Below are 14,469 nucleotides of genomic sequence, written 5' to 3'. Positions count from 1 at the left end.
GAGGCGCAGCTGATGACTAACTATATTTATTTACCGAAGGCAGACGGCAGCACGTATCGGTATGACTTGACGCAGACAGAAGCGCTGCCGGCTCCTTCGAAAAACGAATTCACTTCCAGAGTAGCTTACTCCGCCGTGCACGTAACAGCGGATCCGTTTGGAAGCAGCGATCCGGTCCGCCATCCTGCAATTGACTGGGATAAAACGATGGAATACCGCCATTACCTTTGGTCTCTCGGTCTCTCAGTGGCAGAAGCGATGGACACCGCTCAAAGGGGCATGGGTCTGGTCTGGGAAGACGCTAAAGAACTGATCACCCGCTCGGTCCGGGAAGCTAAGAGTGTGGGCGGAAACATGGCCAGCGGAACCGGCACCGATCATCTGGAGCCCGGGCCGGATGTTACCATTGACGATGTGGTGAAAGCGTACGAAGAGCAGTGCTCCTTTGTGGAGCAGGCCGGAAGCAAAATTATTATGATGGCCAGCCGGGCTCTTGCCAGAGCGGCCTCGTCAGCAGAGGATTATGAATACGTCTACGGCAAAATTCTGAGGCAGGTAAAGGAACCGGTGATATTGCACTGGCTCGGAGATATGTTTGATCCGAATCTTGCCGGTTACTGGGGCTCAGACAATGTCGATGAAGCAATGGAAGTGTGCTTGCGTGTGCTTCATACGCATGCAGACAAAATCGAGGGCATCAAAATTTCGCTTCTGGATGATCAAAAAGAAATCGAGATGCGTCGGAGGCTGCCGGAAAGCGTTAGAATGTATACCGGTGATGACTTTAATTATCCGAGTCTGATTGAAGGAGACGAGCAGGGATACAGCCATGCGCTGCTTGGTATTTTTGATGCGATCGCCCCGGCAGCAGCATCTGCACTGAAGGAACTCGATGCAGGTAATATGAAGAAATATCACGAAATTATGGATCCGACTGTTCCGCTTGCCCGTCACATTTTTCAGCACCCGACATTTGCTTATAAAACCGGCGTGGTGTTCCTGGCTTATTTGAATGGCCATCAGCCGCACTTCCGTATGATTGCCGGTGCTGAAAGTGCCCGCTCCGTGTTTCATTTAAGCGAATTATTCCGCCTGGCCGACGAAGCCAGGGTGTTCCGGGATCCGGAGCTTGCTGCAGCACGCATGAAGCCGGTACTTGAGCTTGCCGGGCTTCAGGCAAAGGAGGTTTATAAATAATGACATCTCCTGATATGAATCGTCTAAGCCTGAATCAGATCACTACGGAAAACTGGTCGCTGAAGGAGGCCGCCGAAGGATGCGCCAGCCAGGACATCCCCTGGATTTCCGTATGGCGGCACAAAATACAGGAAATAGGCTTAAAGGAAAGCAAAAAAATAATCGACGCCAATGGCCTGCAGGTCTCAAGTGTTTGCCGGGGCGGAATGTTTCCAGCCGCTGAGAAGGAAGAACGCAGCCGGCGCATCGATGACAATAAACGGGCGGTGGAGGAGGCTGCCGAACTCGGAACTGACGTATTGGTACTCGTATGCGGGCCCTCTCCGGATAAAGATCTTATCCAGAGCAGGGAATGGGTGCGTGAAGGGATTGAAGCAGTCCTTCCATTTGCAGAGCAGCACGAGGTGAAGCTTGGAATTGAACCGCTCCATCCGATGTATGCGGCGGATCGTTCGGTAATTACCACTCTCGGAGAAGCCAATCAGCTTCAGCAGCAGGTGGGCAGCAGCCATCTTGGCGTCGTCGTGGACGTATTCCACGTCTGGTGGGATCCATTTTTGTACGGTGAAATTGAACGCGCCGGTGAAACCATTTTGGGCTTTCACGTGTCGGACTGGAGTGTGCCACTGCCGGATATGTTCAAGGGCCGCAGTATGATGGGGGAAGGCGTCATTGATATTCCACGCATCCGCCAGGCGGTTGAAAAACAGGGCTACAATGGACCGATAGAGGTGGAAATTATCAATCAGGCCATCTGGGACCAGCCTGGGGAGCAAACCTTAAAGCAGATGAAAGAAGCTTATCATACCTATGTTTAAACCGATAATAGCGGGGCCGTAAGGCTTGCCGCTATTGTCGTATGTTACAGCGTAGAAGGAGAGATATTTTAATGTCGAAGCCGTCCGAACACACGAATTTTGAGCCGATGCACCACGTAGAGAGTGCTGTGGAAGAAGGAGCGTTGACGATGGCCGCTGCTGGTCTTGAGCACGGCCATATTTATGCCATGTGCCATGGGATGAAAAGCGCTGGTGCGGCAATCAAATGGGTCTGGGACAACGATCCGGAAAAGGTGCGTATATTTCAGCAGAGCTTTCCGGAAGCAGAAGCGGCAGCATCACTTTCGCAGATTCTGCAGGACGGGGGAGTAAATCTGGTGGCAAGCGCCGCCATTCCTGCAGAAAGAGGACCGCTTGGCCTCAAGGTGATGGATCATGGCAAACATTACTTTTCCGCTAAGGCCCCTTTTACGACTCTCGAACAGCTGCAGCAGGCGGAGGAAAAAACGAAAGCCACAGGACTGAACTGGGCCGTTTTTTACAGTGAACGGCTGCAGGTGGAGTGCGCCGGCTTTGCCGAGCAGCTGATTGAGCAGGGGACGATTGGAGAAGTCATTCAGGTGCTTGGAACTGGTCCGCACCGGTTGAATATAAATTCGCGCCCGGAATGGTTTTTTCAGAAGGAGCCAACCGGGGGCATTGTATGCGACATTGGCAGCCACCAAATTGAACAGTTTCTCTGGTTCAGCGGTGCCCGGGACGCAGAGGTGCTCAGCAGTACAGCAGCAAATATGGCGCACCCGGAGCACCCGGAATTTGAGGATTACGGCGACGCCCATTTCCGGGGAGATAACGGAGCGGTACACTATTTTCGCGTTGACTGGTTTACCCCGGACGGCCTCAGCAACTGGGGGGACGGACGGACAATTATTCTGGGCACAGAAGGGTATATAGAACTCAGAAAATACGTGGACCTTACAGACAGCTCGCGCGGCGAGCGGCTGTACCTGGTTAACCAGGGCGGCGAAAGAAAATTTGATGTAGAAGGTAAGGTAGGATTTCCTTACTTTTTCCGGCTGGCAAAGGACGTAGTGCACGGCACAGCAACAGCCATGCCGCAGAAGCATGCGTTTAAAGCGGCGGAGCTGAGCCTGCAGGCACAAAAGCAGGCAGTGAAGATTAAAAGGTAGCAGGAGGTTGGCCAACATGGAACAGTCATGTCGGATCGTCCTGGCAGGCACAGCAGGATACGGAGAATTATATTTGCAGACTTTAAAAGAACAAAACCGCCTTTCCTGGCTCGTAGGCGTGGTCGACATTTTTCCGGAAAACAGCTCCTTTTATCCGGATATTCAGGCAGCAGGCATCCCGGTGTACGAATCACTTGAGGCTTTTTACGCCGAAAAGGAAGCTGAACTGGCAGTAATTGCGACACCTATTCATCTTCATGCCGGCCAGGCAGTGACAGCAATGAGGGCGGGAAGTCACGTGCTCTGCGAAAAACCGGCGTCGGCGTCTTGGGAGGAAGCGGAAGAAATGCGCCGGGTGCGCGACGAAACCGGAAAATTTTTAGCAGTCGGCTTTAACTGGTCGTTTAGTGACGCCGTGCTCGAGTTCAAGGAAGATATTCAGACGGGTAAATTCGGCCGGCCGCTGCACGGAAGCGCCCTGGTGCTCTGGCCGCGGAACGATGCCTATTACGGCCGCTCCAGCTGGGCGGGGAAAAAGCTTGGCGGAGGCGGCGCCCCGATTTTTGACAGCGTGGCGAATAACGCGACAGCTCACTTTATGCACAATTTATTTTACGTGCTTGGGAGTACGAAAAACGAAAGCGCAAAAATAAACATGCTGGAGATGGAAGTCTACCGTGCCAACCCGATTGAGACATTTGATACTTGTGCACTACGGGCGGTAACTGATGAAGATGTGGATCTGACATTCTTCGCTTCACATGCGGTTGAAAAAGAAGTGAACCCCTCTTTTTATATGGAGTTTGAGGAGGCGGTAGTTTCCTATGAATGGGGCAGCCCGATGAAAGCATTGTGGCACAGCGGGGCAGAAAAAAGCTATAATGATCCTGAGAGTGAGCATATGCATAAACTTGATGTGTGTATCGATGCGGTGCTTGGGAATTCCCAGGATATCCGCTGCGGGCTGGAAGCCTCTTACTCTCATCTGCTGACCATCGAAAGCGTGCATCAGGCATTTCCGGAAAGCTATGCATTTGCGGAGGAGGATAAACAGGTAGACGTCTCCCTCGGTTTAACGTATGTTCCGGGACTCGCAGAGGTGCTTGAAACCTGCTACGCTGAGCGGAAGCTTCCAGGGGAAACTCCAGCCTCCTGGGCACGGGGAAAGAAAATGATGAGCATTAACCCCATCCGCTATCCGTATTGAATATGCATTATATAAGGGGGACAAAAGCATGATTCAGGAAGAAGAGCTAGAGCACCAGAAAATGCGGAAATGGATAATCCAAAAAGGAAAAAGCCCACGGGTCGAACTGCTGAACTTCGGAGCAAGAATTCAACGGATATGGGCGAAGGACCGTAACGGCATCGAAGAAAATATTCTGCTCAGCTATGCAGGACCGGAACAGTACGAGCGGGACAGTATTTTTCTTGGCGCAGTCGTCGGTCCGGTTGCCGGACGCGTCAAGGAAGGGCAGATGACTGCAGCGGACAGAAAGCACGCCCTGACTAGGAATGAAGGCAGGCATCATCTGCACGGAGGAGACGGCGGCTTTGGCAATGTTTACTGGGAAGCAGACACCGGCGAAAATGAACAGCAGGCATGGGTGCGTCTTTCGATTAGCAGAACAGACGGCACCGATGGCTATCCTGGGAACGTGAAAGCATCTGTCACATATACTGTGGAGGCCGGCGGCGATTTTACCGTCGAATACGAGGGAGAGTCAGATACCGATACCTGGTTCAGCCCGACCCAGCATATGTACATAAATCTGAGTGGAAATAACAAGCTTCCGGTCACAGAACAGTATGCTAAGGTTCACGCATCGGATGTGCTGGAGCTTGACAGTGAGCTGATTCCTACAGGGGAACTGCTGCCAACGGCAGGAACGCCCTTTGAACTAAACGGAAGTAAGCCGCTTGGCGAACATATCGACAGCTCCCATGAGCAGGTGCGTGATGTAGCTGGCGGCATTGACCATTTCTTCATTCTCAAAGAAGAAAAAGAACCGCAGGCAAGCCTATGGGATGAGGCTTCAGGACGGCGGCTTGATATTATTACAAGCGCCCCAGGAGCTGTCGTGTATACATCAAACAACGTGCCTGACCAGGATTTTGAAGCGGGACCTAAAGAAAAGCACCGCGGGATTTGCATCGAGACCCAGCATCTGCCGGTGGATTTTGCTCATTTAGGAAAACCGACTGCATATCTGAAGGCAGAAAAACATTTTCAAAGTTCTACGACCTTTCGATTAAATACACTATAACCAAGAAAAAAACAACTCTTTCGGAGTTGTTTTTTTATAGAATTCTTCTGTTTTCTTCTGAAATTGAGAGTGAAATTCTTAATTTAATAAGACTTAAGTTTTGAAAGCGCTTAAAATAATAACAAAGCAGTAGAGATCAGATGTTTCCTTGCTGACAAAATAGAAAGGGGTTTCTTATATGAAAAAGTGGAAATGGGCACGGGCCGGAACGATAGCATTAACTTCTTCGGCACTGCTGACACTCGCGGGCTGTGGCGGAAGTGGAAGTAATTCCTCAGAAGCAACAGAAGCGAATGCAGAAGAAACACAAACATTAACACTTGCACACATTCACAACGATGCAAGTCCTGTATACCAAAGCCTTGAAGACTTTGCTGATAAAGTGGAAGAAAAGACTGACGGAAGCGTACAGGTGGATATTTACGCAGAGGGCGTTCTTGGCGGGGAAACGAAGGTAATGGAGCTGGTGCAGAACGGAGTGATTGATTTCGCCAAGGTAAACGGCGGGGTCGTTGAAAGCTTTGATCAGCAGTTCTCTGTCTTCAGTCTGCCGTATATATTTTCGAGTAACGAACAATTCCGCTCATTTATGGAAACGGATACAATTGATGAAATGTACAGCGATTTATCAGAAGCCCAGCTTCGCGGCATCACTTATTATGATGCAGGCGCACGGAGCTTTTATACGCGGAATACAAAAGTAGAAAGCCCGGAGGACCTCCAGGGGCTGAAAATCCGGACGATGACGAACGTTACTTCGATTGAAACAATGGAAATGCTCGGTGCTTCGCCGACACCACTAGCAGCAACTGAAGTTTACACGTCCCTGCAGCAAGGGGTCATTGACGGAGCAGAAAGCAGTCCGATTGCCCTGACGGACGCCAATCACGGTGAAGTGGCAAAACAGTTTTCGTTTGATGAGCATACACGTATACCAGACTTTCTCATTATGAGTGATGAGACATGGCAGGAGTTAAGCGAGGAAGAACGTACGGCCATTCAGGAAGCCGGGGAGGAAACGACGGAAACGCACAACGAACGCTGGGATGACATGATTGAAGAAAGCATGCAGCAGGCGGAAGAGGAAATGGGCGTGGAGTTCTCTTATCCTGATCAGGAACCATTCCGGGAAAAGGTGGAGCCTCTTATTGAGGAACGACGATCGGAAAATCCGGACGTTGATAACGTGATCAGTGAAATTGAAGCAATGGAAGAATAAGTGGACAGGTAAGGGGTGAGGAACATGCAGGCAGTAAAAAAGAGTATCGACATGGTGCTTTTAGTTATTACAAGTGCCCTGGTTATATTTCTGACTGTAGCGGCGATATGGCAGGTATTTACGAGGTTTGTACTTGGAGATCCGAGTATTATTACAGAAGAAGTACTGCGTTTTTCATTAATCTGGATCGCTTTTTTAGGAGGAGCGTATGCATTTGGTCAGGACGAGCATTTAGCCATCTCTTTTTTAAGAGACAAAATTACCGGAAAAGCCCACCTGGGGCTCCGGTGGCTGATTGATCTGATTGTCATCGGTTTTGCATTGTTTGTTCTGGTAATTGGCGGCTATACGATTGCAAATGCAACAATGGCGGAGCTTTCTCCTATTTTAAGAATTCCAATGGGAATGATTTACGGCATACTTCCGGTAAGCGGGGTCATCGTTATTTTCTATCAAATTTACAACATGATGAACCGCCGGGAAGTGGACACGCCCCGTATTGAAGAAAAGGGGGATCATAAATGGATGTAGCTGTTTGGACTGGCGTTATATTATTTGGATTGTTTTTCCTATTCTTATTTATTGGCGTACCGATCGCGGTAAGTATCGCAGCCGCAACATTCGCAGCGGCTCTGCTGATTTTATCCGTGGACGCGTCGCTTCTTGCGGTGTCCCAGCAGTTAATTACCGGGGTGGACAGCACCGTGCTTCTCGCGCTTGTATTCTTTATGCTTGCGGGAAGCATTATGAACAATGGTGGTATTGCTCTTAGACTGATTAACCTGGCAAAGCTGATCGGCGGGAGGATGTCCGGATCACTTGCGCATACGAACATTATCGGTAACACACTGTTTGGCGCTATTTCGGGCTCAGCGATCGCTGCGGCTGCCTCGATGGGAAGAATCATGCATCCCCAGCAGGAAAAAGAAGGCTATTCTTCTTCTTATTCTGCGGCGGTTAACATTGCTTCGGCACCGACCGGGCTGATTATCCCGCCAAGCGGTATGCCGATTATTTATTCGCTGTTAACTGGCGGAACGTCGATCGGAGCTTTGTTTATCGCCGGGTATCTGCCGGGGCTCCTGATGGTCGGACTGTTAATAATTGTTGCTTACATTCTTGCCAGGCGGGCGAAATATCCAGTTGCTGATAAAACGGGAGCCAGTGAAGCAGTAAAAATCGTATGGCAGGCTGTGCCTAGTTTGTTTTTGATTGTAGTCGTCATCGGCGGTATTGCCGGCGGAATATTCACAGCAACGGAAGGTGCGGCGGTAGCAGTATTTTATGCACTTCTGCTTTGCCTGATTTACCGAAGTCTTTCACTTTCTGATTTTCCAAAGATTTTGAAAGAGACTGTTTCCTATTCGGGCATTATTCTGCTTTTGATCGGTGCATCGACGGCGATGAGCTGGGTGCTTGCGTATGCGGAAATTCCACAGTCGATCACTAATGCGATGCTGTCGGTTACCAATAACACCATTATTTTATTACTTATTATGCTTTTAATTTTGTTAGTTGTCGGCACGTTTATGGACGTCGCTCCAGCCCTGCTGATTTTCACCCCAATTATGTTCCCGGTGGCCACAGAGATGGGGATTCATCCGGTACACTTTGGAATGATTATGGCAATGGCACTTGCGATCGGGGTTACGACACCTCCAATCGGAACTGTACTATTTATCGGCAGCAGTGTCAGCAAAGTATCAATTGAAAAGATTATACCAAAGCTGATGATGTTCTATGTGCCGCTTGTGGCAGCACTGGTCTTAGTGGCATTTATTCCAGAAATCAGTTTGTTCCTGCCAAGGCTGTTCGGCCTGGTGGAGTGACAGCTTGCAAAGCAGTTCTGCGTAAAGCAGGGCTGCTTTACTAATAAAATAAGTTTTAAAAATTGAAAGTGAAAGCGACGAAAATTATAGTGAATTTTATTTGTTTTATTTTGTTTTATGTTTGTTTTTGCCGTAGTTTATGATAGGATAGGTGTATGAAAACGCTTAAAGAAGATTAAATGGAGGGTGAAGAATGATTACAAACGTTAAAAAGGTGAAAAACCTCTGGGACGAAAACGAAGCATCCAGGTTCAAGACCGGCGTAGAGCAGCTTCGCTACCGTTCCAACCTGCTGGGCCAGGACCGTTCGGTATGCAATTGGGGCGGTGGAAATACGTCACTGAAAACCACGGAAAAGGATTTTCGCGGACGTGATATTGAAGTAATGTGGGTAAAGGGAAGCGGCTCGGACCTTGCAACCATGGAAGAAAAACACTTTACCGCTTTGAGTATGGAAGATATCCGCCCGTTAATGGAGCGCGAAGAAATGCCGGACGAGGAAATGGTAGCCTACCTGCGTCACTGCATGATCGACCCGGGCCATCCGCGTTCATCCATTGAAACGCTTCTCCACACTTTTCTGCCTTTTAAACACGTGGATCATACGCATCCGGATTCCATCATCAGTATCTGCTGCGCAGACAACGGCAAGGATATTGCCCGGGAAATATTCGGGGATCGGTTTGTCTGGGTACCGTATGTACGTCCGGGCTTTACACTGTCCAAAATGATCGCCGAAGGCGTACAGAACAATCCGAAAGCAGAAATGGTGCTGATGGAAAAGCACGGTTTGGTCACATGGGGAGAAACATCGAAAGAAAGCTACGACCACACTATTGAAGTAATTCAGAAAGCAGAAGACTACATTGTAAAAACGCAGGAAAATCAGCAAACCGTTTTTGGAGGCGAACATACAAAAGCGCTGCCGGAAGAAGAACGCAAAGAACTGCTTGCCGGAGTCATGCCGGTTATCCGCGGAGCAGTGAGCGACCATAAAAAAATGATCCTTTCTTACTCCGATGACGAAGCAGTGCTTGAATTCGTGAACAGTAAAGACGCGCCTGAGCTTTCACAGGTGGGAGCTGCCTGCCCGGACCACCTCGTGCACACGAAACGAACGCCTCTGTTTGTTGACTGGAAGCCATCCGAGGGAGAAGACGCTCTGGTTGAAAAAGTAAAAGCAGGCATCGAGACATACAAGCAGGAATACACCAAGTACTTTGAAAGAAACAAAAATGACGGCGACACAATGTTTGAGCCGGCGCCGCGCGTCATTTTAATTCCGGGCGTAGGTATGGTCAATACCGGCAAGGATAAGCGGATGGCTAACGTAAGTGGAGCACTTTACCACCGGGCGATTGCTGTAATGAAAGGAAGCACCGCTCTCGGTTCCTTCGTTTCTCTGTCGGAAAATGAATCCTATAACGTGGAGTACTGGCCGCTTGAGCTGTATAAGCTTTCTCTCGCTCCACCGGAAGCAGAGTTCTCGAGACAGGTGGCATTTATTACCGGAGGAGCCGGCGGTATCGGATCGGCAGCCTGCAGAGAACTACTAGGCGACGGTGCTCATGTCGTGATTGCCGACTTAAACGCCGAGGGCGCACAGGAAAAAGCCGAAGAATATACGCAGGCATACGGAGAAGAAAGAGCCTATGCTGTAGCGATGGATGTCACCTCTGAAGAAGCTGTCGCGGCTTCCTTTAAAGAAGCGGCTCTGCAGTACGGGGGTGTGGATATCATCGTGAACAACGCTGGTCTGGCTTCTTCAAGCCCATTCGACGAAACGACGCTGAAGCAGTGGCAGCTGAATATGGACGTGCTTGGTACCGGCTACTTCCTGGTGGCCCGTGAAGCATTTACTCAGATGAAAGCCCAGGGGGCCGGAGGAAATATGGTCTTTGTTGGGTCTAAAAACTCTGTATATGCCGGAAAAAATGCGGCAGCATACAGCTCGGCAAAGGCGCTTGAAACCCACCTTGCACGCTGCATCGCAGCAGAAGGCGGCGAGTACGGCATCCGTGTGAACTCTGTTCTGCCGGACGCAGTGCTGCAGGGATCGAAAATATGGACCTCTTCGTGGAAGCAAGAACGGGCGGCGGCCTACGGTATTGAAGCTGACGAACTGGATGAACATTACCGTAAACGTACAACGCTGCTGGTTAATATTTATCCGGAGGATATTGCAGAGGCGATTGCTTTCTTCGCTTCATCAAAATCAGAAAAAACGACTGGATGCATGCTGACCGTAGACGGCGGTGTGCCAGCGGCCTTTACACGCTAAACGAAAACAAGGAGCTGCCTGCCGCTCTCCGGCGGGCGTGCCCCTCCTGAATAAAGAAGACAGACGGCGGTACGGCTTCGGTGCGTCCCGCTTTTGAAATAGAGATAGGAGGATAACACATGAGTGATCGTCATTATACATTATTCGAAGAACAGCAGCAGGCAAGGGGCATTGACCTCGAAGCGGTGAAAAAGAAGCTGCAGAAGCTGCAGGTCGAAACCCCTTCCTGGGGCTTTGGAGATTCCGGCACCCGTTTTAAAGTATTTCAGCAGGAAGGCATACCGCGAGATCCTTTTGAAAAATTAGAGGACGCCGCTCAGGTGCATAAGCACACCGGGTCAAGCCCTTCAGTTGCGATTCATATTCCGTGGGATAAAGTAGATAATTACAAGGAATTGAAAGCGCACGCAGAAGGTCTTGGCGTGAGTATTGGAGCCGTGAATCCGAATCTGTTTCAGGATGACGATTATAAATTCGGCAGCTTAACCAATACGGACCCGGCGATCCGCCGGAAGGCGCTCGATCATCTGCTTGAATGCATTGACATTGCCCGGGAAGTAGATTCCAATGTGTTAAGCCTCTGGTTTGCCGATGGTACCAACTACCCGGGGCAGGCGGACTTTCGAAAGCGGAAAAACTGGATGCTTGAAGGACTGAAAAGCACGTATGATGCACTGGACGATTCGATGCGCATGCTGATTGAATACAAGTTTTTCGAACCGGGATTTTATCACACTGATTTTGCAGACTGGGGCATGGCATTTAACGCAGCCAACAAGCTTGGCAGCAAAGCGGAAGTGCTGGTGGACACCGGACACCATCCGCAGGCGACTAATATCGAGCACATTGTGGCGTACCTGCTCGACGAACAGAAGCTGGGCGGCTTTCACTTTAACAGCCGCAAGTATGCAGATGATGATCTTATTGTCGGCGCGCATGACCCGTATGAAGTATTTTTAATTCTGCAGCAGATTGTGCAGGCTGAAGAGGACCCGGATCCAGCGGTACGTCAAAACGCAGAGAACATCGCGTATATGCTCGACCAGTGCCACAACCTGGAACCAAAAATCCCAGCCATGATCCGTTCGATTGAAAACGTTCAGACGATGTATGCCAAGGCGTGCCTGGTGAATTTGGAGGAGCTGAGAAACGCTCAGGAGAAGCAGGACGTTCTCGGTGCTGAACGCGCGATCCGGTCTGCCTTTGAAGCCGACGTTACACCGCTGCTCGAAGCGTTTCGCGAAGAAGCGGGAGCTTCGGTGAAGCCGATGGACGCTTATCACGCCAGCGGCTATGGGGAAAAAATTCTCTCCCGCGGCAAAGGTGGTGCCAGCTGGTGAGTGTACTCGCGTTCGATTTAGGGGCAGGCAGCGGAAGAGCTGTGCTTGGCTGGATCGAAGCCGGACGGCTTGAAACCATGGATGTGCACCGCTTTAAAAATGAACCGGTGCGGGTGAATGGCCGTTTTCACTGGGATATTTACCGCATTTTTCATGAATTAAAAGAAGGCATTCGTGCTGCTTACGAGGAGCGCCAGGACATTGAAAGCATCGCCATCGACAGCTGGGCGGTCGACTTCGGTTGTGTAGGGAAGGATGGGGAACTTTTGCGCCACCCGTATCATTACCGCGATCCTCATACAGACGGAGTGATGGAGCAGGTAACGGAGCGTCTCGGCAAAAAATTTATTTTTGAACGCACCGGCATTCAGTTTCTGCCATTTAACACTATTTATCAGCTTGAAGCGATGGTGAAGACCGATTCCCCAGTTTTAAAGGAAACGCGGACGCTCTTAATGATCCCTGACCTGCTTCGCTACTTTTTAACGGGAGAAATGAAAAGTGAATTTACAAATGCGACCACGACCCAGCTGTTTAACCCCCGGAAAATGGACTGGGACGAGGAGCTGTTAAAAGCTATCGGCGTGCCGCGGGAGTGGATGCCTGATGTAGTGATGCCGGGTACCCGGGTGGGAGAGCTGCGTGAGGATCTGCAGCAGGAGCTGCAGGTGCCGGCAATACCTGTCTACACAAGCGCCGAACATGATACGGGGGCAGCGGTAGCCGGAGTTCCAGCTGAATCCTCCTCCTTTGCCTATTTGAGCTGCGGCACATGGTCGCTGATGGGCACCGAGATTGAAGAGCCTGCTACGACTCCGGAAGCGTTTGAATGGAATTTCACCAACGAAGGCGGTGTCGAGCGGACCTTCCGGCTGCTGAAAAACATTATGGGGCTGTGGATTTTCGAAGAATGCCGGCGTGTCTGGCGCGGCGATGATGTTTCCCATGAAGCACTGCTTGCCCAAATGGAAGAAGCCCCGGCCTTTCAGTCATTTATCGATCCGGATGATCTCCAGTTTTTGCATCCGGCAGACATGCCTTCCCAAATCCAGCATTACTGCCGGGAGACCGGCCAAAAAGTCCCTGAAACGAAGGGAGAAATTGTTCGGTGCATTATGGAGAGTCTGGCAATGAAATACCGGCACGTGCTCGAGCGTACGGAACAGCTTTCCGGCCAGTCATTTTCCGGGCTGTATATGGTCGGTGGCGGGATAAAAAATACGCATCTTTCCCAGTTTACAGCGAATGCGCTTGGGCGTAATGTATGGGCCGGGCCGAAGGAAGCGAGTGCCCTCGGTAATGTTACCGTGCAGCTGACCGCCGCCGGAAAAATCAAGGACCGCCACGAAGCGCGGAAGTATATCCGTGAAGCAGTGGACGTAAACGCCTTTTCCCCGAAAGAGCATACTGCCTGGAATACGGAATACGAGTCGTTCTGTGAAAAGACAGGCCTTAGAAACGGTTTATCGAAAGCAAAAAAAGCGTAATGAGAAAGGTCTCCGGACTCTGTTCCGGAGGCTTTTTTGTATAGAGCGGCAAAACCGTATATACTATATGTAAACGTTTACCAAAAGGAGAGGAATCTATGAACATTGCACTGCAGCTTTACACGCTTCGAAATGAGCTTGAAGAGGATTTTATCGGAACGCTTCAGCAGGTGAGAACCATGGGATACAAAGCGGTGGAGCTGGCCGGTCAAAGCGGCGGCTTCGGTACGGAGGAGCTCGCTGGGACAATGAAGAATATTGGCCTTCAGATAGTCTCGAGCCATGTACCGCTCGAACAGCTGCAGGATGACCTGGACGGCGTAATACAAAAGCACCTGGCGCTTGGGTGCCGCCACATTGTGTGTCCATATCTCGAAGAAGAAAAACGTTCGAGTCTGAAAGCTTATAAGCAGACGGCAAAGGAGCTGAACAGGATCGGAAAAGCATGCCGGAAGGAAGGGATCACATTTTCGTATCATAACCATGATTTTGAACTGCTTCCGCTCGAAGGGCGACTGCCGTTTGAAGTGATGCTGGAGGAAATGAAGCCGGAGCACGTGCAGGTAGAGCTTGATACATACTGGGTGCAGAAGGCGGGGGAAGACCCTTTTGCCTGGATGGAACAGCTGAGGGAGCGGCTTTCGCTTGTGCATATTAAAGATATGACCGCCGACGGCGAGGAGTTTTTTGCTGAGCTGGGCGAAGGCAAAATGGATATTGAGGCGATTATGAAAAAAGCAGAGGAAGCCGGGGCTTCCTGGCAGATCGTGGAGCAGGACGCTTCGAGGCGTAAGCCGCTTGAAAGTGTGCAGATAAGCATGAATTACATCCAGAATACATTTGTTTAAAGAAACGGCGGCTGAGGTAGAGAACTATCAAG

At 50.3% G+C, this 14,469-nt stretch carries 12 protein-coding genes; all 12 read left to right on the top strand.

Annotated features, from left to right (window positions below):
* Nucleotides 1-12 precede the first annotated feature (12 nt).
* The 12 genes from ACTRXG_RS00765 (at nt 13) to ACTRXG_RS00710 (ending at nt 14,437) form a co-directional block, all read left to right on the top strand.
* On the top strand, nt 13-1,197 hold the full coding sequence (locus tag ACTRXG_RS00765; RefSeq protein WP_474283587.1) for a dihydrodipicolinate synthase family protein: 1,185 nt from the start codon (nt 13-15) through the stop codon (nt 1,195-1,197).
* The gene (locus ACTRXG_RS00760; RefSeq protein ID WP_474283584.1) at nt 1,197-2,015 is read left to right on the top strand and encodes a sugar phosphate isomerase/epimerase family protein; all 819 of its coding nucleotides are present in this window, start codon (nt 1,197-1,199) and stop codon (nt 2,013-2,015) included. The genes ACTRXG_RS00765 and ACTRXG_RS00760 overlap by 1 nt, the downstream gene beginning before the upstream one ends.
* Before the next feature lie 71 nt (nt 2,016-2,086).
* On the top strand, nt 2,087-3,166 hold the full coding sequence (locus tag ACTRXG_RS00755; protein WP_474283582.1) for a Gfo/Idh/MocA family protein: 1,080 nt from the start codon (nt 2,087-2,089) through the stop codon (nt 3,164-3,166).
* 16 nt (nt 3,167-3,182) lie between these two features.
* Nucleotides 3,183-4,373, top strand: coding sequence for a Gfo/Idh/MocA family protein (locus tag ACTRXG_RS00750; RefSeq protein ID WP_474283580.1), 1,191 nt, complete (start codon nt 3,183-3,185; stop codon nt 4,371-4,373).
* A gap of 28 nt (nt 4,374-4,401) precedes the next feature.
* Complete coding sequence (locus ACTRXG_RS00745) at nt 4,402-5,433, top strand: aldose epimerase family protein (RefSeq protein ID WP_474283578.1); 1,032 nt, start codon at nt 4,402-4,404, stop codon at nt 5,431-5,433.
* 178 nt (nt 5,434-5,611) lie between these two features.
* Complete coding sequence (locus ACTRXG_RS00740) at nt 5,612-6,652, top strand: TRAP transporter substrate-binding protein (RefSeq protein ID WP_474283576.1); 1,041 nt, start codon at nt 5,612-5,614, stop codon at nt 6,650-6,652.
* Nucleotides 6,653-6,676: 24 nt separating this feature from the next.
* Nucleotides 6,677-7,183: a TRAP transporter small permease gene (locus ACTRXG_RS00735; protein ID WP_474283574.1), complete on the top strand. Its 507-nt coding sequence runs from the start codon at nt 6,677-6,679 to the stop codon at nt 7,181-7,183.
* Nucleotides 7,174-8,481 (top strand): TRAP transporter large permease, encoded by a 1,308-nt coding sequence (locus tag ACTRXG_RS00730; RefSeq protein ID WP_474283572.1) that lies wholly within the window; start codon nt 7,174-7,176, stop codon nt 8,479-8,481. Before ACTRXG_RS00735 ends, ACTRXG_RS00730 begins: the two co-directional genes overlap by 10 nt.
* A gap of 193 nt (nt 8,482-8,674) precedes the next feature.
* A complete protein-coding gene (locus ACTRXG_RS00725) occupies nt 8,675-10,762 on the top strand; it encodes a bifunctional aldolase/short-chain dehydrogenase (RefSeq protein WP_474283570.1) in 2,088 nt (695 codons plus the stop codon).
* Nucleotides 10,763-10,881: 119 nt separating this feature from the next.
* Nucleotides 10,882-12,102: an L-rhamnose isomerase gene (gene rhaI, locus ACTRXG_RS00720; RefSeq protein WP_474261046.1), complete on the top strand. Its 1,221-nt coding sequence runs from the start codon at nt 10,882-10,884 to the stop codon at nt 12,100-12,102.
* Nucleotides 12,099-13,589: a rhamnulokinase gene (locus ACTRXG_RS00715; protein WP_474283568.1), complete on the top strand. Its 1,491-nt coding sequence runs from the start codon at nt 12,099-12,101 to the stop codon at nt 13,587-13,589. Before rhaI ends, ACTRXG_RS00715 begins: the two co-directional genes overlap by 4 nt.
* Before the next feature lie 98 nt (nt 13,590-13,687).
* A complete protein-coding gene (locus ACTRXG_RS00710) occupies nt 13,688-14,437 on the top strand; it encodes a sugar phosphate isomerase/epimerase family protein (RefSeq protein WP_474281131.1) in 750 nt (249 codons plus the stop codon).
* The last annotated feature ends 32 nt before the right edge of the window (nt 14,438-14,469 follow it).

Source organism: Marinococcus sp. LNSP9103-4 (assembly GCF_056034345.1).
The sequence above is the reverse complement of the archived record's forward strand: the minus strand, read 5'-3'. Positions and strand labels throughout refer to the sequence as shown.

Bases quoted from the DNA above. Each gene is read 5' to 3' on its own strand.
- ACTRXG_RS00735 (WP_474283574.1), top strand. From the start codon at position 6,677: ATGCAGGCAGTAAAAAAGAGTATCGACATGGTGCTTTTAGTTATTACA.
- ACTRXG_RS00765 (WP_474283587.1), top strand. From the start codon at position 13: ATGACTAACTATATTTATTTACCGAAGGCAGACGGCAGCACGTATCGG.
- ACTRXG_RS00730 (WP_474283572.1), top strand. From the start codon at position 7,174: ATGGATGTAGCTGTTTGGACTGGCGTTATATTATTTGGATTGTTTTTC.
- ACTRXG_RS00755 (WP_474283582.1), top strand. From the start codon at position 2,087: ATGTCGAAGCCGTCCGAACACACGAATTTTGAGCCGATGCACCACGTA.
- ACTRXG_RS00710 (WP_474281131.1), top strand. From the start codon at position 13,688: ATGAACATTGCACTGCAGCTTTACACGCTTCGAAATGAGCTTGAAGAG.
- rhaI (WP_474261046.1), top strand. From the start codon at position 10,882: ATGAGTGATCGTCATTATACATTATTCGAAGAACAGCAGCAGGCAAGG.
- ACTRXG_RS00725 (WP_474283570.1), top strand. From the start codon at position 8,675: ATGATTACAAACGTTAAAAAGGTGAAAAACCTCTGGGACGAAAACGAA.
- ACTRXG_RS00740 (WP_474283576.1), top strand. From the start codon at position 5,612: ATGAAAAAGTGGAAATGGGCACGGGCCGGAACGATAGCATTAACTTCT.
- ACTRXG_RS00745 (WP_474283578.1), top strand. From the start codon at position 4,402: ATGATTCAGGAAGAAGAGCTAGAGCACCAGAAAATGCGGAAATGGATA.
- ACTRXG_RS00760 (WP_474283584.1), top strand. From the start codon at position 1,197: ATGACATCTCCTGATATGAATCGTCTAAGCCTGAATCAGATCACTACG.
- ACTRXG_RS00750 (WP_474283580.1), top strand. From the start codon at position 3,183: ATGGAACAGTCATGTCGGATCGTCCTGGCAGGCACAGCAGGATACGGA.